The organism is Massilia sp. BAP21 (genome assembly GCF_057801335.1).
The window spans coordinates 2,289,206-2,309,833 of record NZ_CM173596.1 but is presented as its reverse complement, the minus strand read 5'-3'; the positions used below and the strand labels follow the sequence as shown (position 1 = coordinate 2,309,833).

18 protein-coding genes and 4 tRNA genes are annotated in these 20,628 nt (G+C 65.1%); 5 read left to right on the top strand and 17 right to left on the bottom strand.

Features of this window, described 5'->3' with window-relative positions; genetic code table 11:
• Nucleotides 1-37: 37 nt before the first annotated feature.
• The 11 genes from rplL to ACWYRN_RS10155 form a co-directional block, all read right to left on the bottom strand.
• Nucleotides 38-412 carry a 50S ribosomal protein L7/L12 gene (gene rplL / locus ACWYRN_RS10205; RefSeq protein WP_229435983.1) on the bottom strand — a complete coding sequence of 125 codons (375 nt, stop codon included), beginning with the start codon at nt 410-412 and terminating at the stop codon, nt 38-40.
• 63 nt (nt 413-475) lie between these two features.
• On the bottom strand, nt 476-1,006 hold the full coding sequence (rplJ, locus tag ACWYRN_RS10200; protein ID WP_136222033.1) for a 50S ribosomal protein L10: 531 nt from the start codon (nt 1,004-1,006) through the stop codon (nt 476-478).
• Between the two features lie 274 nt (nt 1,007-1,280).
• Entirely contained in the window at nt 1,281-1,976 is a 696-nt protein-coding gene (gene rplA / locus ACWYRN_RS10195) for a 50S ribosomal protein L1 (RefSeq protein WP_229435984.1), read from the bottom strand.
• The gene (rplK, locus tag ACWYRN_RS10190) at nt 1,976-2,407 is read right to left on the bottom strand and encodes a 50S ribosomal protein L11 (RefSeq protein WP_020653552.1); all 432 of its coding nucleotides are present in this window, start codon (nt 2,405-2,407) and stop codon (nt 1,976-1,978) included. The genes rplA and rplK overlap by 1 nt, the downstream gene beginning before the upstream one ends.
• Nucleotides 2,408-2,518: 111 nt before the next feature.
• Nucleotides 2,519-3,157: a transcription termination/antitermination protein NusG gene (gene nusG / locus ACWYRN_RS10185; RefSeq protein ID WP_229435985.1), complete on the bottom strand. Its 639-nt coding sequence runs from the start codon at nt 3,155-3,157 to the stop codon at nt 2,519-2,521.
• Nucleotides 3,157-3,546, bottom strand: coding sequence for a preprotein translocase subunit SecE (gene secE / locus ACWYRN_RS10180; RefSeq protein WP_229435986.1), 390 nt, complete (start codon nt 3,544-3,546; stop codon nt 3,157-3,159). The genes nusG and secE overlap by 1 nt, the downstream gene beginning before the upstream one ends.
• 36 nt (nt 3,547-3,582) lie before the next feature.
• Nucleotides 3,583-3,658, bottom strand: a tRNA-Trp gene (locus ACWYRN_RS10175).
• Between the two features lie 111 nt (nt 3,659-3,769).
• On the bottom strand, nt 3,770-4,960 hold the full coding sequence (gene tuf, locus ACWYRN_RS10170) for an elongation factor Tu (protein WP_229435987.1): 1,191 nt from the start codon (nt 4,958-4,960) through the stop codon (nt 3,770-3,772).
• Between the two features lie 78 nt (nt 4,961-5,038).
• Nucleotides 5,039-5,113 (bottom strand) — tRNA-Thr (locus ACWYRN_RS10165).
• 35 nt (nt 5,114-5,148) lie between these two features.
• A tRNA-Gly gene (locus tag ACWYRN_RS10160) sits at nt 5,149-5,222 on the bottom strand.
• 39 nt (nt 5,223-5,261) lie between these two features.
• A tRNA-Tyr gene (locus ACWYRN_RS10155) sits at nt 5,262-5,346 on the bottom strand.
• A gap of 219 nt (nt 5,347-5,565) precedes the next feature.
• Here ACWYRN_RS10155 and ACWYRN_RS10150 point away from each other — a divergent pair.
• Nucleotides 5,566-8,820: a bifunctional diguanylate cyclase/phosphodiesterase gene (locus tag ACWYRN_RS10150; protein WP_488692263.1), complete on the top strand. Its 3,255-nt coding sequence runs from the start codon at nt 5,566-5,568 to the stop codon at nt 8,818-8,820.
• Here ACWYRN_RS10150 and ACWYRN_RS10145 read toward each other — a convergent pair.
• The 4 genes from ACWYRN_RS10145 to ACWYRN_RS10130 form a co-directional block, all read right to left on the bottom strand.
• Complete coding sequence (locus ACWYRN_RS10145) at nt 8,783-10,351, bottom strand: HDOD domain-containing protein (RefSeq protein ID WP_488692262.1); 1,569 nt, start codon at nt 10,349-10,351, stop codon at nt 8,783-8,785. The genes ACWYRN_RS10150 and ACWYRN_RS10145 overlap by 38 nt on opposite strands.
• 6 nt (nt 10,352-10,357) lie before the next feature.
• A complete protein-coding gene (locus ACWYRN_RS10140) occupies nt 10,358-11,992 on the bottom strand; it encodes a response regulator (protein WP_488692261.1) in 1,635 nt (544 codons plus the stop codon).
• A gap of 350 nt (nt 11,993-12,342) precedes the next feature.
• Entirely contained in the window at nt 12,343-13,290 is a 948-nt protein-coding gene (locus ACWYRN_RS10135) for a J domain-containing protein (RefSeq protein WP_488692260.1), read from the bottom strand.
• A gap of 118 nt (nt 13,291-13,408) precedes the next feature.
• Nucleotides 13,409-14,557: a class I SAM-dependent methyltransferase gene (locus ACWYRN_RS10130; RefSeq protein WP_488692258.1), complete on the bottom strand. Its 1,149-nt coding sequence runs from the start codon at nt 14,555-14,557 to the stop codon at nt 13,409-13,411.
• A 63-nt stretch (nt 14,558-14,620) separates the two neighbouring features.
• Here ACWYRN_RS10130 and ACWYRN_RS10125 point away from each other — a divergent pair, with 63 nt between their 5' ends.
• The 3 genes from ACWYRN_RS10125 to ttcA are packed head-to-tail and all read left to right on the top strand — an operon-like array spanning nt 14,621 to nt 16,758.
• Entirely contained in the window at nt 14,621-15,406 is a 786-nt protein-coding gene (locus tag ACWYRN_RS10125; protein ID WP_488692257.1) for an SDR family oxidoreductase, read from the top strand.
• Between the two features lie 27 nt (nt 15,407-15,433).
• Nucleotides 15,434-15,832: a dihydroneopterin aldolase gene (locus tag ACWYRN_RS10120; protein ID WP_229435994.1), complete on the top strand. Its 399-nt coding sequence runs from the start codon at nt 15,434-15,436 to the stop codon at nt 15,830-15,832.
• Nucleotides 15,829-16,758 (top strand): tRNA 2-thiocytidine(32) synthetase TtcA, encoded by a 930-nt coding sequence (gene ttcA, locus ACWYRN_RS10115; RefSeq protein WP_488692255.1) that lies wholly within the window; start codon nt 15,829-15,831, stop codon nt 16,756-16,758. The genes ACWYRN_RS10120 and ttcA overlap by 4 nt, the downstream gene beginning before the upstream one ends.
• Here ttcA and ACWYRN_RS10110 read toward each other — a convergent pair.
• On the bottom strand, nt 16,745-17,998 hold the full coding sequence (locus ACWYRN_RS10110) for a YbfB/YjiJ family MFS transporter (protein WP_488692254.1): 1,254 nt from the start codon (nt 17,996-17,998) through the stop codon (nt 16,745-16,747). The genes ttcA and ACWYRN_RS10110 overlap by 14 nt on opposite strands.
• Before the next feature lie 80 nt (nt 17,999-18,078).
• Between ACWYRN_RS10110 and ACWYRN_RS10105 the strand changes: the two genes are divergently transcribed.
• Nucleotides 18,079-18,600 (top strand): SixA phosphatase family protein, encoded by a 522-nt coding sequence (locus tag ACWYRN_RS10105; protein WP_488692252.1) that lies wholly within the window; start codon nt 18,079-18,081, stop codon nt 18,598-18,600.
• Nucleotides 18,601-18,801: 201 nt separating this feature from the next.
• Here the strand turns inward: ACWYRN_RS10105 and ACWYRN_RS10100 are convergent, their stop codons facing one another.
• Nucleotides 18,802-20,562, bottom strand: a complete 1,761-nt coding sequence (locus tag ACWYRN_RS10100; protein WP_488692251.1) for a M14 family metallopeptidase — start codon at nt 20,560-20,562, stop codon at nt 18,802-18,804.
• Between the last annotated feature and the right edge of the window lie 66 nt (nt 20,563-20,628).

Below are 20,628 nucleotides of genomic sequence, written 5' to 3'. Positions count from 1 at the left end.
CCGGCTCCGGGTACCTTGCGGTACCCATTGCTTTTTATTACTTGAGCTCGGCCTTGGCGCCAGCTTCTTCCAGCTTCTTCTTGGCAGCTTCTGCGTCGGCTTTCGGCAGGGCTTCCTTGACGGTCTTCGGTGCGCCATCGACCACGTCTTTGGCTTCTTTCAGGCCCAGACCGGTGATTTCGCGGACGGCCTTGATGACGCCGACCTTGTTCGCGCCGACTTCGGTCAGAACGACGTTGAATTCGGTCTGCTCTTCAGCAGCGGCTGCGGTTGCGCCGCCGCCAGCTGCCGGTGCTGCCATTGCAGCTGCCGACACGCCGAACTTCTCTTCGAATGCCTTGACCAGTTCGTTCAGGTCCATGACGGACATTTCGCTAACTGCGTTCAGGATATCGTCTTTGCTAATTGCCATTTGAAACTCCAGGTATGTAGTGTTTGTAGTACAGGTTTAGTTCTTGAGAAAAGAGACGTGCGCTTACGCTGCAGCGGTTTCTTCGGCTGCAGGAGCAGCTTCCGAACCTTCGCCTTTTTTCGCTGCCAGGGCAGCCAGACCACGTGCGAAGCCCGACACCGGAGCCAGCATGACGCCCAACAGCTGCGAAATGAGGACTTCACGGGAAGGAATGCTTGCCAACGCGGTAACGCCAGCTACGTCGAGCTGCTTACCTGCGTAGTTACCGGCTTTCACGACCAGCTTGTCGTTGGTTTTGGCGAAGTCATTGATGACTTTCGCTGCTGCAACGGCGTCGTCCGAGATCGAGTAGATCAGCGGACCGGTCATGGCGTCAGCCAGAGGGGCAAACTGCGTGCCTTCGACAGAGCGGCGTGCCAGCGTGTTCTTCAGAACACGCAGGTACACACCCTGCGAACGCGCGGCTGCACGGAGTTTCGTCAAGTGACTAACCTGGATGCCACGGTACTCGGCCACGACGATCGTTTGCGCGGTTGCTACTTTTGCGCTCACTTCTTCGACGACGGCCTTTTTGTCATTCAGATTAAGACCCACGGTCAATCTCCTTAAATGATGCGAACGACATGTCCGCATCGGTTCGAACACACGGCGTCCGAAGTTAAGAAGTCAAACCAGCGTGGATGTTTTCACGCAGCATGAACTACAAAACTTGTTCGGGTACACCATCTGCGTTGGGTGGTCTATTAACCGATCGCTCAACCTCTGCTTTCGGCCCAACGGTCTTTGACTGCCTGCCGGAGCGGTGCTTTGCCCCGGCAGCCCAAAGATGCGCCTCGCTAGTGTTTTGCGAGGACTTGATTCTTGAAACTTAAGCGGCGACCGAAGCGTGGTCGACACGGACGCCGGCGCCCATGGTCGACGAGATCGCGACCTTGCGCAGGTACACGCCCTTCGAGGTGGCCGGCTTGGCCTTGTTCAGTGCGTCGATCAGTGCAGCCAGGTTGGCTTGCAGGTCGGCGTCGCTGAACGACTTGCGGCCGATGGTCGCGTGGATGATGCCTGCCTTGTCGGTACGGTACTGGACCTGACCGGCTTTGGCGTTCTTGACGGCTTCAGCGACGTTCGGGGTCACGGTGCCGACTTTCGGGTTAGGCATCAGGCCACGTGGGCCCAGGATCTGGCCCAGGGTACCGACGATACGCATGGTGTCAGGCGAAGCGATGACGATGTCGAACGGCATGTCGCCGGCCTTGACGCGCTCGGCCAGGTCTTCCATACCGACGATGTCGGCGCCGGCTGCTTTTGCAGCTTCAGCCTTGTCGCCCGAAGCGAAGACAGCGACGCGCACGGTCTTGCCGGTGCCTGCTGGCAGGACGACCGAACCACGAACGACCTGGTCCGACTTCTTCGGATCCACGCCCAGCTGAATCGACACGTCGATCGATTCGTTGAACTTGGCGGTTGCGAATTCCTTGACGATCGACACTGCGTTGTCGAAGGCGTAGACCTTGTTACGGTCGACTTTCGCTTTCATTTCTTTGACGCGCTTGGACAGCTTAGCCATTACACACCCTCCACCGTGATGCCCATCGAACGTGCCGAACCGGCGATGATACGCACTGCTGCGTCCATGTCGGCTGCGGTCAGGTCCGGCTGCTTGGTTTTTGCGATTTCTTCAGCCTGGGCGCGGGTCAGCGTACCGACTTTGTCGGTATGTGGCTTCGGCGAACCCTTGGTGATGCCAGCGGCTTTCTTGATCAGGTAGGTTGCCGGTGGGGTCTTCATCACGAAGGTGAAGGACTTGTCGGCGAACGCGGTGATCACGACAGGAATCGGCATGCCCGGCTCGAAACCCTGGGTCTGGGCGTTGAACGCCTTGCAGAATTCCATGATGTTCAGGCCGCGCTGACCCAGTGCTGGGCCGATCGGTGGGGATGGGTTTGCTTTACCAGCTGCCACTTGCAGCTTGATAAAACCAATAATCTTCTTGGCCATGGAGTGCTCCTAAATTGGCTTTGAGTAGTAGCGCCCCACCGCGACTACTCGCTCGGCGGGGCTCCTCTTACCGGATTCCGCCTGCCTGCTGCGACGCTCCGATTAAAGCGTTTAAACCTTTTCTACCTGCCCGAACTCCAGTTCCACCGGAGTTGCGCGGCCGAAGATGGTGACAGTCACACGCACCTTCGATTTTTCGTAGTTCACTTCCTCGACGTTGCCGTTGAAGTCGGTGAACGGGCCTTCCTTGATGCGGACCTGCTCGCCCACTTCGTACAGCACTTTCGGCCTTGGCTTCTCGACGCCTTCCTGGACCTGCTGCATGATCTTGTCGATCTCGCGCGTCGGAATCGGGGTTGGCTTGTTCGACTTGCCGCCGATGAAACCGGTGACCTTGCTGGTGTTCTTCACCAGGTGCCAGGTTTCGTCGGTCATTTCCATCTCGACCAGCACGTAGCCAGGGAAGAAGCGGCGCTCGGTAACCGATTTGCTGCCGTTCTTGACTTCCACGACTTCTTCGGTCGGGACCAGGATCTGGCCGAATTGTTCTTGCATGCCGGCGCGCTCGACGCGCTCGGTGAGCGCACGCATGACGCTCTTTTCCATGCCGGAGTACACATGCACGACATACCAGCGCTTGTTGCTGACCGGGACACTCACGGGAGCTGCAGGCGTCGTACCGGCATCGGCTTCCGATGCGCCGATCGCCGGAATCTCTTCCGGCTGATTGTCTTGTACGTTATCGCTCATTATTGTTTCCATCCCAGGACCAGGTCGTACAGCAGGAATTCCAGCAACTTATCCGTGCCCCACAGGAAGATCGCCATCACGACGACAAAGGCAAACACGATCATGGTGATGGTGCGTGCTTCCTTGCCGGTAGGCCAGACAACCTTTTTGGTTTCGCGTACGGACTCTTTGGCGAAGTTCAGGAAATCACGGCCGGAAGTGGAGGTCCACAAAAGCAGGACAGCAAAAACTAAACCAGCCACGAGGGCGCCGGCGGCGACCAAGGCTGGTTTGTTCTGGCCTTTCAGGTAAAAGAACCCGACTACGCCTGCAATCGCGGCAACCACCGCCAGGGCCACCTTAAACTTGTCATTCGAGGTGCTAACGGTTTGCACGGATTGATTAGACATTCTTCTTTACTTTCGGTGCTGCGCACCAGAATTCGGTGGCAGGGGCGGAGGGAATCGAACCCGCGACCTTCGGTTTTGGAGACCGACGCTCTGCCAATTGAGCTACACCCCTACGAAGACTTCAGCTGAATCGCGCATTCTACACCATGTGCGCACATGGTGGGAATGTTTTTGAAGAGGTGGTTGGCACCACCTCCTCGGTACAACACTACTACTTTATTGCTTAGGCGATGATCTTGGCAACCACGCCGGCGCCGACGGTACGGCCGCCTTCGCGGATTGCGAAGCGCAGGCCTTCTTCCATCGCGATCGGGTTGATCAGCTTGACGGTGATCGACACGTTATCGCCTGGCATGACCATTTCCTTGTCCGCTGGCAGCTCGATCGAGCCGGTCACGTCGGTGGTACGGAAGTAGAACTGCGGACGGTAGTTGTTGAAGAACGGGGTGTGACGGCCGCCTTCATCTTTCGACAGAACGTAGATCTCGCCGGTGAAGTGGTTGTGCGGCTTGATCGAGCCTGGCTTCGCCAGAACCTGACCACGTTGCACGTCTTCACGCTTGGTGCCGCGCAGCAGCAGACCGACGTTGTCGCCAGCTTGACCCTGGTCCAGCAGCTTGCGGAACATTTCCACGCCGGTGCAGGTGGTCTTCACGGTGTCGATGATACCGACGATTTCGATCTCTTCGCCGACCTTGATGATACCGCGCTCGACACGACCGGTGACCACGGTACCGCGGCCCGAGATCGAGAACACGTCTTCGACTGGCATCAGGAAGGCGCCGTCAACAGCACGTTCCGGGGTTGGGATGTAGGTGTCCAGGGCTTCGGCCAGACGGACGATGCACTCTTCGCCCATTTCGCCTGGCTGGCCTTCCAGCGCCATACGTGCCGAACCCTTGATGATTGGCAGGTCGTCGCCTGGGAACTCGTACTTCGACAGGAGTTCGCGGACTTCCATTTCAACCAGTTCCAGCAGTTCTGCGTCGTCGACCAGGTCGCACTTGTTCAGGAACACGATGATGTACGGAACGCCAACCTGACGCGCCAGCAGGATGTGCTCGCGGGTCTGTGGCATTGGGCCGTCGGCGGCCGAGCACACCAGGATCGCGCCGTCCATCTGCGCTGCACCGGTAATCATGTTCTTGATGTAGTCGGCGTGGCCTGGGCAGTCAACGTGTGCGTAGTGACGGTTTTCGGTTTCGTACTCGACGTGCGCGGTGTTGATGGTGATGCCGCGTGCTTTTTCTTCCGGAGCCGCATCGATCTGGTCGTATGCCTTGGCTTCGCCGCCGAATTTCTTCGACAGAACGGTTGCGATTGCAGCCGTCAGGGTGGTTTTGCCGTGATCAACGTGACCGATGGTGCCGACGTTGACGTGCGGCTTGGTCCGTTCGAATTTACCTTTTGCCATTTGAGACTCCTAACGATATTTTGAGAATTACCAGGCACACCTGACGGACGAGTACTAACGGACTGCCGCTTTAAATTCTGGTGCCCTTGACGTGGATTGAACACGTGGCCTCTCCCTTACCAAGGGAGTGCTCTACCACTGAGCTACAAGGGCTGATTGTTTGCAGTGCACAGCTGCACCACAATAACTGGAGCGGGTGAAGGGAATCGAACCCTCGTCGTAAGCTTGGAAGGCTTCAGCTCTACCATTGAGCTACACCCGCGAGGTACAACTTCAATTCGACTTCACGACTTCTTCTTTTTGGTGGTGGGGGCTGGATTCGAACCAGCGTACTCAGAGAGGGCAGATTTACAGTCTGCTGCCTTTAACCACTCGGCCACCCCACCGCGAAGAACCGCAGAGTATGAAGCAAGCTCAACGTACTGTCAACTATTTTTGCCATCACTACGAACCTGGCTCAATAGCAGCGTTGCTTCGGGGCGTGATTGTAACCGTAGCATCGGCAAACCTGCAAGGGTCTTTTTTCAAGTCGATGCGCAAGGAGTGCGCTGCGCGCTTATGGGCTGCGGTACTGTACGCCTAAAGCATCTGTCAATACGGGGCGCATGGACACCAAGAAGCCTGCTTATCCCCGCTGGCGTTGGCGGCCGCTGCTGCTGGCCAACCTGGCGATCGTCGCAGCCTACGTGGCCACGCGGCTGGTTGCGGACGCGCTCGCGCTGCCGGCCGGGTACGCCCTGCCCCTGTTCCCACCGGCCGGCGTGGCCCTGGCCCTGGCCACCGCCGCGGGGGTGCGCGTGCTGCCCGGCATCGCGTTCGGCATCCTGGTCGCCACCCTGCCGCGCCACCTCGACAATCCGGCCCTGTCGCTGGCGCAGGCGCTGCTGGCCAGCTTCGCCGAGCTGGTGGGCGCCACGCTGCAGGCCTGGCTCGGCGCACGCCAGTTCCGGCGCCGCATGCGCCCGGCCATCGACTCCGGGCGCGACGTGTTCGCCTTCCTGCTGCTCACGCCCCTGATCTGCCTGGTCAGCGCCAGCGTGGCGGTGCCCTCCCTGTACCTGCTGGGCGCGATCACCGAGCCGGAACGCGTGCTGAACTGGCTGGGCTGGTGGGCCGGCGACACCATCGGCGTGCTGATCGCGGCGCCGCTGTGCTGGATCGTCTGCGGACAGCCGCGCCGCCTGTGGCGCGCGCGTGCGCCGGTCGTCGGCTTTCCCCTGCTGCTGGCCAGCGCGGCGGTGGTGACGATCTACCGCCTCACGCTCGGCTGGGAGCACGAGCAGCACCTGCAGCCCTACCGCCTGAAGGCCCAGCAGACGGCCGACCTGCTGCAGGCCGAATTCAACGAGCACGTGCGCTTCGTCGGCACCTTTGCGCGCACCCTGGCCGATACCGAGCACATCCTCGCGCGCGACAAGTTCCTGCGCGTGGCCAGCGGCTACGTCGACGGGCGCCCGGAAATCCAGGGCGTGAACTGGGCGGTGCCGGTGAAGGGCGCCGAGCGCGCCGGCTTCGAGGACTGGGTGCGCGGCACGCTCGACGCTTCGTTCACCGGCATCCAGGATGTCACGCCCGGCCTGCGCCGGCAGCCGGCCGCGCAGCGTGCGCTCTACCTGCCGGTGCTCTACACCTGGCCGCCCTCGAACTCGGTGCTGCGCGGGGTCGACTTCCTCACCGCGCCCGGACGCGCCGAGGTGGCGGCGCAAGTGCTGGCCTCGCGCACGCCACTGGCGACCGAACCCTTCCGCCTGATGATGAGCGGGGAGATGGGCATCGGCCTGTTCCGCTCGGTGGGCGAGCCGAACGGGCAGGCATCGGGCGCGGTCGTATTCGTGCTGAACGCCGGGGTCCTGCTGGAACAGGCGATCGCGCGCGCCGGCTTCGACGGCTTCCATGTGTCGCTGGTCGACATCACCGGCGGGGCCGCGCTGCCGCTGGTGGGCAATATCGACAGCGTCCATCCCGACGAATACCGGGTCGGGCTGTCGTTCGCCGGACGCAGCTACGTGGTCGCCTTCCACCCCACCGCCGCCTACGCCGCCAGCGAGCGCGGCGTGGCCAGCTGGACCGTGCTGTCGGCCGGCCTGCTGCTGACCGGCCTGCTGGGCGCCCTGCTGCTCCTGGTGAGCGGCGAGCGCGCCGCCGTGGAAGCCCAGGTGCAGGACCGCACCGCGCGCCTGCGCGACCGCGAGGCGCGCCTGGAGGCCATCCTCGACAACGCGGCCGACGCCATCCTCACCGTCGATGCGAACGGCATGGTGGTGTCGGCGAACGCCGCCACCGCGCGCCTGTTCGGCTACCCGGCCCAGCACCTGGTCGGCCTGCCCTTCGGCTCGCTGGTGCCGGCCGGCGTCGACGGCGACGCCAGCGCCCAGCTCACGCGCCTGTCGCAGTCCACGCCCGACGAATGCGTACTGGAAGGGCGCAATGCCCGTGCCGAGGTGTTTCCGCTGTCGATCTCGGTGGCGCCGGTCCAGCTCCAGCGCGAGCAGTTCTTCGTGTGCATCCTGCGCGACCTGACCGAGCAGCAGCGCTCGCAGGAGCACATCTACCGCCTGGCCCACCACGACGTGCTCACCGGCCTGGAAAACCGCGTGGCCCTGAACGTGCGCCTGGAGCAGCAGCTGGCCTCGGCGCGCCGCCACAACGAGCCGGCGGCGGTGCTGTTCATCGACCTCGACCACTTCAAGAAGATCAACGATTCGCTCGGCCACGCGGCCGGCGACAAGCTGCTGGTGGGCGCGGCCGAGCGCATGAAGGACCTGCTGCGCGACGTCGACACCCTGGCGCGCCTGGGCGGCGACGAATTCATCATCGTGCTGGCCGGCCCGCTGACGCCCGACAGCGTCACCGGCGTGGCGGTGCGCCTGGTCGAGTCGCTGTCCCAGCCCTATCAGCTGGCCGGGCATACGGCGCACAGCGGCGCCAGCGTCGGCGTGGCCCTGTTCCCCGACGACGGCGAGGATGCCGCCACCCTGATCCGCCACGCCGACATGGCCATGTACGCGGCCAAGCGCGAGGGGCGCGGCAACTTCCAGTTCTTCTCGCCGGCGATGAACGCGGCGACGCACGAGCACCTGCTGCTGGAAAACCGCATGTGGAGCGCCCTGAACGCCGAGGGCTTCAGCCTGCACCTGCAGGCCCAGGTGGCGCTCGATACCGGCCGCGTGATCGGCGCCGAGGTGCTGCTGCGCTGGCAAGACAGCGAGCTGGGAAGCGTGGAGCCGAGCCGCTTCATCCCGGTGGCCGAGGAAAGCGGCATGATCGTGCCGCTGGGCGACTGGGTGCTGGCCCAGGCCATGGCCCTACTGGCGGAATGGCAGCGCGAGGGCCTGGACCACCTGCGCCTGGCGGTGAATTTGTCGGCGCGCCAGTTCTCGGGCGGGGCGCTGCTCGAACGGCTCGACCAGCTGGTGGCGCGCTACGGCATCGACCCGGCCCGGCTCGAACTCGAGATCACCGAAACGGCCGCCATGCGCGACCCGGAAAACACGCGCCAGTTGCTGCGCGAACTGCGCACGCGCGGCTTCAAGCTGGCGATCGACGACTTCGGCACCGGCTACTCGTCGCTGGCCTACCTCAAGCTGTTCGCGATCGACCGCATCAAGATCGACCGCGGCTTCGTGAAGGACATCGAGCACAATCCGAACGATGCGGTGATCGTCGCCGCCACCATCGGGCTGGCGCACGCGCTGGGGCTGGCGGTGGTGGCCGAAGGGGTGGAAACCCAGGCCCAGTGGGGCTTCTTGCGCGACAAGCTGGGCGACGAAGCCCAGGGCTATTTGTTCGCGCGGCCGATGCCGGCGTCGGAGTTCCGCGAATTCATCCGGCGGCAAGCGCAGCCAGTACCTGGCGCTTGAGGGCGCGGATCAGCGCCGTTTCGTCGGGCGGCACGCCTTCCGGCGCCGTGGCCGTGCGGTCGGCATAGAAAAAGCCCAGCCGGGCCTTGCCGACCACCAGCGGCAGCACGATGAAGCTCTTCGCGTCCGGCAGCAGCGTACGGTGCCAGCCCGGGAGCAGCTCGCGGATCTTGGGTGCGGCGGTGTCCGAGATCATCAGGTCGGCGTCGTTTTCCAGCGCCAGCAGGAACAAGTCGCGTCCTGGCCCGGTGGTACTCACCGGGAAAGTGAAGCCGGCCTGCAGCCGCGCATGCTCCTCGCCGAACGAGACGCGGGCGCGGAACAGGTTCTGGCGCGCATCCTTCAGGCACACCGTGGCGAAGCGAAAACCGAGCGCGCCATACAAGGTTTCGAGCACGGCCAGGATCACGTCGTTCAGGCGCGCCGTGCCGCCGGCGCGCAATTGCGTCACGTCCTGCACGCCGGCCAGCAGCAGCTCGCGCGCATTCTTCGGCTTGCCGCTCGGGTGGGCGCCCGCTTCTTCCTCGCCGGCGTCGAGGGTGGCCAGCAGCAGCACGTTCGGCAAGCCCTCGCCTGTCTCAAGCTCGGGGGCGGCCAGGGGCTGGAGGTTCATGCTCTCCATCAGTCCCTGCATGCCCTCGGCGACGTTGGCGAACAGCTTGTCCAGCGCCGCCGCGTCGAGCTCGAAGGCGGCGCCGTAGCGCGCCAGCAGCGCGCGTGCTTCCGGCGAGGCGCCCGGCTCCGGCACCTTTGCCAGCAGGCGCGCCACGTCCAGGCTGAACGAGGCCACCTGGCGCATCCATTCGCCGCGGTTGGCCGCCACCTTCAGGGTGCCGGCCGGCAATGCCGCCTGGGCCCGCACGATGACGTCGGGGATCTTCCATTCGGCCAGCACGGCGGCCGACAGGGTGTCGTAGCTGCAGCCGAGGATCAGCTGCGAGGCCTGCGCCGGCGTATGCTTGCCGGCGGCGGCGATCTGGCGGATCTCGCGGTAGCGCTCGTGCTCGTGCGAGGCCACCAGCAACGCGCCCAGGTTCTTGAACAGGGCGCCGATGGCCGCTTCCTCGGCGCCCTGGTAGAACGACAGGCGCGCCATCTCGCGCCCGACCAGGCTGGCGCACAGCGAGGCCTCCAGCTCGGCGCGCACCGCGCCCGCGTGTGCGCCGTTGTCGAGGGTGTCGACCAGCAGCATCGCCAGCGCCGTGGTCTTCACGTTGTCGAAGCCGAGCAGCGCGATCGCGCGCGAGACCGTGGTGACCACGGTGCCGGCCACGGTGCGGTACTGCACCGTGTTCGACAGGCGCAGGATGCGCTGGGTCAGCGCCAGGTCGGACAGCACGAAGTAGGCCAGGTCGTGGGTGCCCTGGTCGTCCGAGGACGCCAGCTCGATCACGCGCGCCACCGCGCTGCCGAGGGCGAACATCTCTTCTTCGCCGCACACCTTCTGCATCAGGGCCGCGCGCACGCGGCGCGTGGCCTGTTCGTCCTGGAGCGGGGATGCCGCCGATGCGGCTGGGGGGACCGCTGCCATGCTCCGTTACCCGGCTTTCCTGGCGCGTGCGCCCTTGTTGTATTTCTTGAGTACCGCCTGGTGCAGCGCGCTCAGCGCCGGCAGCTTGGGGTTGCGCGGGTCGAGCCGGCGCACCGCCGCCATCTGGGCCAGGACCTGCTGCCCGAGCTTGTCGTCCCAGCCGGTGTGCTCCAGGCAGCGCAGCAGCGCCAGCGCGGCGTTAAAGGCGACCTGCGGGTTGCCCGGCATGCGCAGGGCCGCTTCCTGCATCAGGCTGACGGCGCCAATGTAGTCGCCGCTCCTGGCGCGCTCGGCGCCGCCGGCGACCAGGTCGACCACGTGCTGGCGCGCTTCCTGGGCCAGGCTGGCGCCCAGTTCTGCCTGGCCGGCCTGGGCCATCACGCTCATGGCGCGGTCCATGGCGGTAACGTCGCTGGCGTTGCGCATCACGTCGCGCACGATGCTGGCCGCGCCTTCGGCCATGTTGTGGTCGAGGCAGCTGCGCGCCAGCTCCAGCTTCAAATCCGGGGACATCGCCGGGATGTCGCGGCTGGCGGCCACCGCCGCCGTCAGGGCTTGCGCCAGGCGCTCCTCGTTGCCGGTGTATTCGTGCAGCAGGGCCGAAGAGATCGCGCTGCAGGCATCGGCGTGCTGGTGTCCGCCCATCGAGCGGTCGAGTTCGCGGATGACGGAGGCCGCCGCCACCGGATCGCCCTTGCGCACCAGGGTGCGTACCAGCTTCACGTGGTCCTCGGGGTCGCGGAACTCCGAGTACTTGGCTTTATGGATCACCTGCTTCAGCACCTTTTCAGCGGTGTCGTTGTCGCCCGCCTCGAAAGCCACTTCGCCCAGCGTGCGCAGGCGCCGCACCGCATGCGGCGACACCGCCACCGCTTTCGTCAGCACCTGCTGCGATTTTTCCAGTTCTCCCATCGCCGAATGGGTGCGCGCCAGCCAGTCGTAGGCGTCGACGAAATTCGAGTTGGTCTGCACCAGTTCGGTCAGCACGCTGCCGGCTTCCTCGTATTCCTCGCGCAGGTACAGGGTTTTCGCCAGGCCCAGGCGCGCCCAGGCAATCGCCCGGCTCTCGGCCAGCTTGCGGTAGATCGGTTCGGCCTGGACCGCTTCGCCCAGGAACAGGTGCAGTTCGGCGCGCAGGCGCAGAAAGTCGAAGGCGTAGCGCGGATGCACGGTCTCGCCCTCGATGCAGGCTTCGATGGCTTCGTGCTGGGCCCCGGCTTCCATCATGCGGTAGACCGGCAGCAGCACGTTGCGGCGCTCCAGGGCGCGCGCGATGCGCTCCAGCAGGCGGTCGGCCGTGAAGGGCTTGAGGATGTAGTCGGTGGGCGCCAGCTCGGCGGCGCTGACCACCTTGCCGTAGTCGCCCTCGGCGGTCACCATGAAGAACATGGTCGAGAGCGAGATCAGCTTGTGGTGGCGCAGGTCTTCCAGCAGCTGCTGGCCATCCTGGCCGCCTTCCAGGTCGTATTCGCACAGCACCAGGTCGAAGCTCTTCAGGCCGAGCTGCTTGACGGCCAGGTTGGCGCTGCTGGCGTGGTCGATGCGGGTCAGGCCGCACATGGCGAGCATGCTGTGGATGTTCGCACGCATCCCGGCATGGGGCTCGATCAGGAGTGCGGTGAGGCCGTCTAGTTCATTCATGAGAATTGTTCTCCGTTCGGCCTGGGGCCTGTCTGCATGCCGGCTCGGCAGGCCGGCGCGACTACGTTGGCCGCTGCGGAGCCAAGTATATTACGGCAGGGAAAAGAATTAGTTAAATCGGGTCAGGCCGGCGGCAAAAGCGCCAGGCAGATGGGGAAAATGAGACAGAAGCTTGTCTAAGAACCTATTTCAGCAGGTCAGGGGAAGCTGATGAGGACATGCGCGTAGGCGATGACTGGGAAGCGCGGGCAAGGCGCGAGGAGGCCGCATGGCCAGCCATGCAACGACGAGCAACACCGCCCCCGCTTTCCAGGCGCCTCAGCAGCGACCCTTACCTGCTGAGATAGGTTCTATAGACCAGCGGCGGCCTGGCGCAGGGGCGCGGCGCTGGCGCAGGCGGCGTGCGCGGCCTCGGTCACCACGTTCTGGTAACGCACTTCGTAGCGGCCGGCGGCCAGCGCGTCGATGGTGAGGGTGGCGTGCGACTCCACGTAGGCATGGCGCACGTTCGAGCGGCGGTCGAGGTCGTGGATCTTGACGAAGACCGGCGACTCGTTGGCGCTGTTGTCGACCACCACCGACATTTCCTTGCCCTGGTTACCGACCGGATAGCCGGCGATGTAGCCGGAATCGGCCGGCCAGGGTTCGCCGTTCGGCGCGCCGGGCGTGGCGAGGTCGGTGGCGCAATCGGGCTGGCGCGGCGGCACCACCAGCTGGGTCACGGCCAGGGCTTTCACCTGGCTGGCCGGCAGGCGCGCGCCATCCAGGCCGGCCCAGGCGTCGGGTTCGGCTTCCGAGACCGGGGCTGGAGTGGGCACGGACGCCGCGCTCTCGGCCCGGGGAGCGGCCGGCTTGGCATGGAAGGCGAGGGCCGACGGCAGCACGCCCGGCGGCTGCAGCAGCAGGAACACCGCGCCGGCGCCGACGGTGACGCCGCCCAGGATGCCAAGCCACCATTTCGGGTCGCGCAGCAGGCTGGGGCGCGGCAGGGCCGGCGCCGGCGGCGCTTCCCAGCCGCCCTCACGCGTTCTTCCACCCTCTTCGCCGCTGCTTTCCAGCCACTCGACTTCCCACTCCTCGGCCGCGATCCACTCGTCGTGCTCCTTGCGGCGCACCGGGTCGGACAGGGTGTTGTAGGCGGTGTTGACGATCGCCATGATGCGGGCGGCCTTTTCGTCGCCCGGATTCTTGTCGGGATGGTATTTCTGGCTCAGCGCCTTGTAGGCCGCACGCACGACTTCCTGCGGCGCACCGCGCGCCACCTTCAGGTTGTCGTAATGGGTGTGGATCTTGGCCATGGTCTGCGCTGGGGTCGGTAATGCGGAAGCGTCCGTTAATTCCGAATGATAGCCGAAACAAGGTCCGGCTCATCGGCACAGCATAGCCGGATTTGTGTCTCTAAAGCAAGATTTAGTCTTACAACCTGTGGCTGCGGTCAGCCTGCAGGAGCGCCGCCGGCAGTTCCACATCCCGGCCCACGGCCAGCACCTTGAACAGCTCGCCCATTTCGGCGGGCGATACCAGCTTCTGCACCGCCTTCGACTGCGGCAGGAAGCGCACCGCGTCTTCCGGATCGGTGCGCATCAGCAGCTCGCCGATGCCGCAGCCGAGCAGGAAGCCGGCCTGGCTCATGTAGCCCAGCACTTCCAGGCCGGCGTCCTGGGCGGCCAGCGCCATGGCCGTGAAATCGACGTGGGCGGTGATGTCCTGCAGGCCCGGCAAATAGAAGGGTTCCGGATGCGCATGGTGGCGGTAATGGCACATCAGGGTGCCGCCGCTGCGCTGGTCGACATAGTATTCGTGGGCCGGGAAGCCGTAGTCGAACAGCAAGGCCGCACCCTTGCCGCTTTCGAACATGCGCGCCAGCGAGGCCATGAAGCCGCAGGCGACCGGGTGGATCTCGGTCAGGTAGCCTTCCGGCAGCGTGTCGGCGCCTGGTATCTGGCGCAGCAACTGCTCCATCAGTGCCGCATCGAGTTCGTGCTGGACGTAGGCGAAGTGCCCCGCCTCCACCGTCACCATCTGGCGCCGCCAGCCGCCGGCGGTCTTGACGACCAGCTCGACCGGCATGGCGTCGAGCACCTCGTTGGCCAGCACCACGCCGCTGAACGCATCCGGAAAGCCGTCGAGCCAGCGCACCTGCGGGAAATCCTTCAGCGCTTCCTGCTGGCGCGCACGCAGTTCGCCAGAGAGTTCGATGATGGTGTAGCTCTCCACCGCCACGCCGTCGGCTTGCAAAGCCGTCAACACGTCGCGCGCCAGCTTGCCGGTGCCGGCCCCGAATTCGATGATGTTGGGCGCGCTTTGGGCGATAATAGCGGCTGCCGCGCGCGCCAGCGTCGCGCCGAACAGGGGCGTGATCTCGGGCGCGGTGGTGAAATCGCCAGCGGCGCCCAGCTTGGCCGCGCCGCCGCTGTAATAGCCGAGCCGGGGCGCATACAGCGCCAGCTCCATGAAACGCGAAAAGGCGATCGCGCCGCCCTGCTGTTCGATCTCAGCGGCAATCAGTTGCTGCAAGGCGTGGGACGCGGCCAGCGCGTCGCTGTCGGGAAGGGGTAGGGACATCCCGGCATTGTAGCCAGATCGGCAGGGATCAACAATTTCAGGGACGCCACACCGCTCGTATCCATGACTATGCATGACACAACGCCGCATCACCCGCCACGGACTGCGCTCGTCACCGGCGCCGGCCGGCGCATCGGCCGCGCGATCGCCCTCGGCCTGGCCGCCGCCGGCTGGGACGTCGCCGTCCATTACCGCCATTCCGAACGCGAAGCCGAGGAAGTCGCCGCGGCCATCCGCGCGCTCGGCCGGCGCGCCGCAACGCTGCAATGCGACCTGGCCGACGAGGCGGCGGTGCGCGCCCTGCCCGGCCGCGCGGCCGAGGCCCTGGGCCGCCTGAGCTGCATCGTCAACAACGCTTCGTTGTTCGAATACGACAACGCGACCACATTTTCTCCGGCTTTGCTGAGCGCCCACATGAGCGCCAACCTGGCCGCGCCCCTGCTGCTGGCCCAGGCCCTGCACGCGGCCACGCCGGAAAACGAACAGGCGGTGGTGATCAACCTGCTGGACCAGAAACTGTACAATCTCAACCCGGATTTTTTGTCGTACACGCTGTCGAAGGCGGCACTGGATACCGCCACCAACATGCTGGCCCAGGCGCTGGCGCCGCGCCTGCGCATCGTCGGCGTGGCGCCCGGCATCACCATGGTGTCGGGCGACCAGAGCGAAGCCGGTTTCGCCCAGGCGCACACAGCCACGCCGCTGGGACGCTCCTCGACCCCGCAGGACATCGCCGACGCCGTCGTGTACGCGGCCTCGGCGCGCGCCCTGACCGGCACCACCCTGGTGGTCGACGGCGGCCAGCACCTGGTGCCTTCGGTGCGCGACGTGATGTTCCTTACCAAATAACCTACCCAGAACTTAACAAGGCTCCTTATGCTGTCCGCCCTGACCCACCCGAGCTTGCGCGATTGCCGCCGGCTGTTCCTGCGCAATTACGAAGTGATGATCAACATCGGGGTCCACGACTTCGAGAAAAAGGGCGAACAGCGCGTGCTGATCAACGTCGACCTGTACATCCCGCTGGCCGAATCGACGCCGACGGCGGACCAGCTCGACGAAGTGGTCGACTACGATTTCATGCGCGAGACGGTGGCGAAACGCATGGCGCAGGGCCACGTGCACCTGCAGGAAACCCTGGTCGACGACCTGGTGCAGGCCCTGCTGGCCCACCCGCGCGTGCGCGCCGTGTGCCTGTCGACCATGAAGCCGGATGTGTATCCCGACTGCGAAGGCGTCGGCGTGGAAGTTTTCAAGATCAAGGATGAAGCATGAATGCAGCAGTAATGAATGAAGCGCCGGCGCAGGACGCCGTCAGCGACCCGAAACTCGACAAGGTCGCGCGCGAAAACAACAAGCTCCACAAGCGCCTGTGCCGCCTGGTCGGCCAGGCCATCGGCGACTTCAACATGATCGAGGACGGCGACAAGGTGATGGTCTGCCTGTCCGGCGGCAAGGACAGCTACGCCCTGCTCGACATCCTGATGACGCTGCGCGAGCGCGCACCGATCCACTTCGACATCGTGGCGGTGAACCTGGACCAGAAGCAGCCGAACTTCCCGGCCGATGTGCTGCCGGCCTACCTGGACAAGCTGGGCGTGCCCTACCACATCGAGAACCAGGACACCTATAGCATCGTCAAGCGCCTGATCCCGGAAGGCAAGACCACCTGCTCGCTGTGCTCGCGCCTGCGGCGTGGCATCCTGTACCGCGTGGCCGATGAACTCGGCTGCAACAAGATCGCCCTCGGCCACCACCGCGACGACATCCTCGAGACCTTCTTCCTGAACATGTTCTTCGGCGGGAAGCTGAAGGGCATGCCGGCCAAGCTGGTGTCGGACGACGGCAAGCACATGGTGATCCGCCCGCTGGCGTATGTGAAGGAAGCCGACACCGAGCGCTATGCCGAGGTGAAGGGATTCCCGATCATTCCTTGCGACTTGTGCGGCTCGCAGGAAAACCTGCAGCGCAAGCAGATCAAGGCCATGCTGCGCGACTGGGAAAAGAAGCACCCGGGGCGTGTGGAGAACGTGTTCTCGTCGCTGTCGACCGTGGTGCCGTCGCACCTGCAGGACCGCAACCTGTTCGGTTTCGTCGACCTGAAGACCGATGGCGTGCCGAATCCGCTGGGCGATATCGCCTTTGACGAAGAGCCTTGCTCGACGCCAGTGGCGAACACGATTTCGCTTAGTCAGCTCTGAACGCAGCTGTAATCGATGACAGGGGCCGCTGGCGCGACGCCAGCAGCGCCCCGGAAAACAGCGCCAGCGCGGAAAACACCAGCCCGCGCTGCAAGCCGCCGGGACCGTCGGCGATCCAGCCGATGACCGACGGGCCGACGATCTGGCCCAGCGCGAACACGATCGTGAACGCGCTGATGCCGGAAGACCACGCATGCTGCGGCAGGTTGTGGCGCACCAGCGCCGTGGTCGAGGCCACCACCGATAGGAAGATCCCACCGAACATCAGGCCCGAGACGAACATCAATGCCGGCGCGCTGGTGAGTGCCGGCAGGATCGTCGCCACGCCAAGTAAACCATTCAGTATCGCCATCGCCTGTCCGCCCTTGAAGCGGTCCAGCATGCGCGCCCAGATGCGCGACGACGCCATCACGGCCAGGCCCAGCATGGCGTAGAACAGCGTGATGGTGGCGGCGCCCATGCCCTGCTCGCGCAGCAAGGCGATCACGAAGGTCATGTAGCCGATGTAGCCGACGCCGAACATCAGATAGCCGGCCAGGCCGAAGCCGAAAGGTTTCACACTGAAGCCGCCCTGCCCGCCCGCCTTCGAAGGCGCGCCGTCGACCTGGCGCGCGGGCTTGAGCATGGCCAGCGTCGCCAGCAGGCAGAGCGCGGCGAGTGCTATCCAGGCCCATTGCCAGGCATGCGCTGCGCCACGGGCGGCGGCCGCATCCATCGCCAGCGGCACCAGCAGCGCGGAGGCGACGATGCCCAGGCCAGTGCCGCCATAGTAGATCCCGAGCAGCAGGCCGGAACGTTCCGGATGCAGCAATCCCAGCCGCGCCGCCAGCAGGCCTCCGGAAATGAAGATGAAGGCGCTGGCGATGCCGGCCAGGACGCGCTGGCCGATCAGCAGGCCTGCGTCCACGACAAAGCCGGAGAGCAGCATGAACAGGCTGGCCAGGATCGCTCCGCCGACGAGAGCGCCCTGCGCGCCGTAACGCCGCATCAGCGCCGGCGTGGCCAGGGCGCCGAGCAGGTAGCCGAGCGCATTCCCGGTATTCATGGCGCCGGACAGGAAATAGGTCCAGCCGAGGTCGGCGCGCATGGGCGGCAGCAGCAGCGCATACGAAAAGCGCGTCAGGCCCAGCGACACGGCGGCACCGAGCGACAGGGCAAAGGCGGTGAGAAAAGGACGCCGCGCTGCGAGCGAACGCGGGCCGGGCGGCAGGGTCGATCCGGTGTGGGCATGGCGGTCCATGCTGCGATTGTAAGTTCAAAACGCGGCGTATCGGGCGTTATCGGTATTACAATCTGCTGAATCCAACACAAGGTCAATCCATGCCCCTGCTGCCACGCCTGTCCGCCGTCTTCGCATTCGCCGTCGCCATGATGTCTTCCACCGCTGCCCTTGCCGACCCCGCCGCCATTTATCTGGTGCGCCACGGCGAAAAGGAAGCGGCGGGCCAGGACCCGGCGCTCACGGCACAGGGACGGCAGCGTGCGCAGAACATCGCGGTCATGCTGCATAAGGCGGGCATACGGCACATCTTCAGCACGCCGACCGCACGCACGCAGCAGACCGCGCAGCCGCTGGCCGAGCGCAGCAAGCTGGAGGTGCGGCTCTACGACCCGCGCAAGCCGCAGGCGCTGGTGGCGCAGGTGAAGGCCTTGAATGGGCCGGTGCTGGTGGTGGGGCATTCGAACACGCTGTCGGAGCTAGTGCGGCTGTTCGGCGGCCAGCCGGGAGCGGAGATCGCGGACAACGAATACGACCGGGTGTACCAGTTGACGCCGGGTACGAACGGCAGCATGGGGACGGTGGTGTTTACGTCGCTGCCGGAGACCGATGCGGCGCCGTAATGGTGGGTCGGTCCGCGTGCGGCTTCGAACCTACCATTGTAGGCATAGTTATGACGCCTGCTGGAGACGGGCGCGGCGCCGTAGGGTGGGCACTCGTGCCCACGCGGTATGGCACGGTTACGTGTCGAAACGCATTTTCGATTTCCAACGGTGGCACCGCGTGGGCACAAGTGCCCACCCTACCGGCCTGACCGTTTTTGCTTACGGCGCGACGTTCGCGCGCAGCACCGGGTACAGGTTCAGGCGCTCGTCCCACGACGCGTGGCGGCGCGCAAAGAACTCCAGGCGCGCGTGCGGGTTCTTCGCAAACGCCGGGTCGCTGTCGATGCGGCGCTTGAACTCGGCGGCGACGGCCGGGTCGGCCGCCATCTGCTCGCGCGCCACGTCTTCGGCCACGTACTCTTCCATGTATTCCTTGGCCTCGAAGGCGTTGTTGAACATGCCCCAGGCCAGCAGCGAGTCCGGCGCCTGCGGCTCGAAGATCGCCATCACCAGGCGCGCCTTCGGCTGGGCGATCGGCACGAACAGGGCGCCGCGGCCCACGCCCCTTGCCTCCGCCTTCCAGCTACCTTCGACCGTCAGACGCTGGTGCGATTCCAGCGACTTGGCGCCGAAGCTCACCTTGTCGGCGCGGAAGGTCTCGGCGTCGAAGCGGGCTATGCCCTTGTCGAGTTTACGGAAGGCGATGCCATGCTGGGTCAGCTTCGTCGCCACCATCGCCGCATGCGCGGCCGGCACGATGTAGCCGGCGCGCGGCGCCGCCACCTGCAGATCGGCCACCACCTCGTCGCGCAGCGGCACGCGCCAGACCTGCGGCTTGGTTTCGTCGTAGCGCGTCATCAGGATGCCCGAGACATCCGACGGTGTGCGCGTGTATTCGTAGCCGTTGAAGTCGACCATCTTCGATTTTTCAAGGGTCTTCCAGGTCAGCGGCACCGGCGTACCGGCCAGCTGCAATGCACGGGCGTCGGCGGCGCGCGCGGCCTGCTGCCATTCCTTGCCGTGTTTCGCCACCTGCTCCAGCACCGACACGAAGCTGTTGTGGGTGATGCGCACGCGGGTCGGGTAGTCCTTCCACGAATGGGTCTCGACCAGCATCGCCATGCGGTTACGCAGCTGGAAGTAGCCGGTCGAGAAGCGCGGGTCGGACACGCCGTCCATGAAGCCCGACATCGGGTCGTCGGTCTTCACGAAGGACATGTAGTAGGACTGCGGGGTCGAGCCCTGCTTGGCGATGTCGGCGATCACGTTGTCGCGCAGCGCCAGGCCGGCCTTGCGGAACTCCGGGTCGCCCGAGTACACCGGCTCGACCTGGATCGATACGTCGTGCTGGAACTTGGCGCCGTCGGTCACGTGCAGGTCGACGTAGGTGAGCGGGTCCCAGGCATTCACCAGGGCCAGCATGGCCTGCATCTCGGGCGCGTCGGCCTTCACGTAGTCGCGGTTCAGGTTGAAGTTCTGGGCCGTGGTGCGCCAGCCCATCTCGACCGGGCCGCGCTGGTTCGGGCGGTTCCACTGGCCGAAGCGTTCGTGGCCGTCGACGTTGAAGACCGGGACGAACAGCAGCACCTGCTTGTCGAGCGCGCCTTTCGCCAGGCGGCCTTCGAGCATTTCGCGCAGCGCCAGGAAGCCGGCGTCCTTGCCGTCGATCTCGCCGGCGTGGATGCCACCCTGGATCAGGGTCACCGGCAGGTTCGCTTTCGCCGCCGCCTGCGCGGTAAACGCGCCGCTACGGGTCACGACCAGCGCCAGCATCGGGCGGTCTTCGGGCGTGCGGCCGAATTCGATGCACTTCACTGCCTTCGGGTAGGCCTTCTGGAAGTCGGCGCACAGCTTGATGACTTCGTCGTAGCGGCCGGTGGCCTGGAAGCCCGAGCGCTCGGAGATGGTGGTCAAGTCCGGGGCAGCGTGGACAAAAGGTGAGGCGGCAAGCAGGGCAAGCAGTAACGCAGAACGGATCATCGAAGGGGCTCCGGCGAAAGGAAGAGTCAAGAAAGATGCAAAGAAGAAAATTATAGTCGTGTTCGC

What these genes read in the sequence shown, in the direction of transcription:
- rplL (WP_229435983.1), bottom strand. Translation starts at nt 412, where the DNA reads ATGGCAATTAGCAAAGACGATATCCTGAACGCAGTTAGCGAAATGTCC.
- rplA (WP_229435984.1), bottom strand. Translation starts at nt 1,976, where the DNA reads ATGGCTAAGCTGTCCAAGCGCGTCAAAGAAATGAAAGCGAAAGTCGAC.
- rplK (WP_020653552.1), bottom strand. Translation starts at nt 2,407, where the DNA reads ATGGCCAAGAAGATTATTGGTTTTATCAAGCTGCAAGTGGCAGCTGGT.
- nusG (WP_229435985.1), bottom strand. Translation starts at nt 3,157, where the DNA reads ATGAGCGATAACGTACAAGACAATCAGCCGGAAGAGATTCCGGCGATC.
- secE (WP_229435986.1), bottom strand. Translation starts at nt 3,546, where the DNA reads ATGTCTAATCAATCCGTGCAAACCGTTAGCACCTCGAATGACAAGTTT.
- tuf (WP_229435987.1), bottom strand. Translation starts at nt 4,960, where the DNA reads ATGGCAAAAGGTAAATTCGAACGGACCAAGCCGCACGTCAACGTCGGC.
- ACWYRN_RS10150 (WP_488692263.1), top strand. Translation starts at nt 5,566, where the DNA reads ATGGACACCAAGAAGCCTGCTTATCCCCGCTGGCGTTGGCGGCCGCTG.
- ACWYRN_RS10145 (WP_488692262.1), bottom strand. Translation starts at nt 10,351, where the DNA reads ATGGCAGCGGTCCCCCCAGCCGCATCGGCGGCATCCCCGCTCCAGGAC.
- ACWYRN_RS10140 (WP_488692261.1), bottom strand. Translation starts at nt 11,992, where the DNA reads ATGAATGAACTAGACGGCCTCACCGCACTCCTGATCGAGCCCCATGCC.
- ACWYRN_RS10135 (WP_488692260.1), bottom strand. Translation starts at nt 13,290, where the DNA reads ATGGCCAAGATCCACACCCATTACGACAACCTGAAGGTGGCGCGCGGT.
- ACWYRN_RS10130 (WP_488692258.1), bottom strand. Translation starts at nt 14,557, where the DNA reads ATGTCCCTACCCCTTCCCGACAGCGACGCGCTGGCCGCGTCCCACGCC.
- ACWYRN_RS10125 (WP_488692257.1), top strand. Translation starts at nt 14,621, where the DNA reads ATGACTATGCATGACACAACGCCGCATCACCCGCCACGGACTGCGCTC.
- ACWYRN_RS10120 (WP_229435994.1), top strand. Translation starts at nt 15,434, where the DNA reads ATGCTGTCCGCCCTGACCCACCCGAGCTTGCGCGATTGCCGCCGGCTG.
- ttcA (WP_488692255.1), top strand. Translation starts at nt 15,829, where the DNA reads ATGAATGCAGCAGTAATGAATGAAGCGCCGGCGCAGGACGCCGTCAGC.
- ACWYRN_RS10110 (WP_488692254.1), bottom strand. Translation starts at nt 17,998, where the DNA reads ATGGACCGCCATGCCCACACCGGATCGACCCTGCCGCCCGGCCCGCGT.
- ACWYRN_RS10105 (WP_488692252.1), top strand. Translation starts at nt 18,079, where the DNA reads ATGCCCCTGCTGCCACGCCTGTCCGCCGTCTTCGCATTCGCCGTCGCC.
- ACWYRN_RS10100 (WP_488692251.1), bottom strand. Translation starts at nt 20,562, where the DNA reads ATGATCCGTTCTGCGTTACTGCTTGCCCTGCTTGCCGCCTCACCTTTT.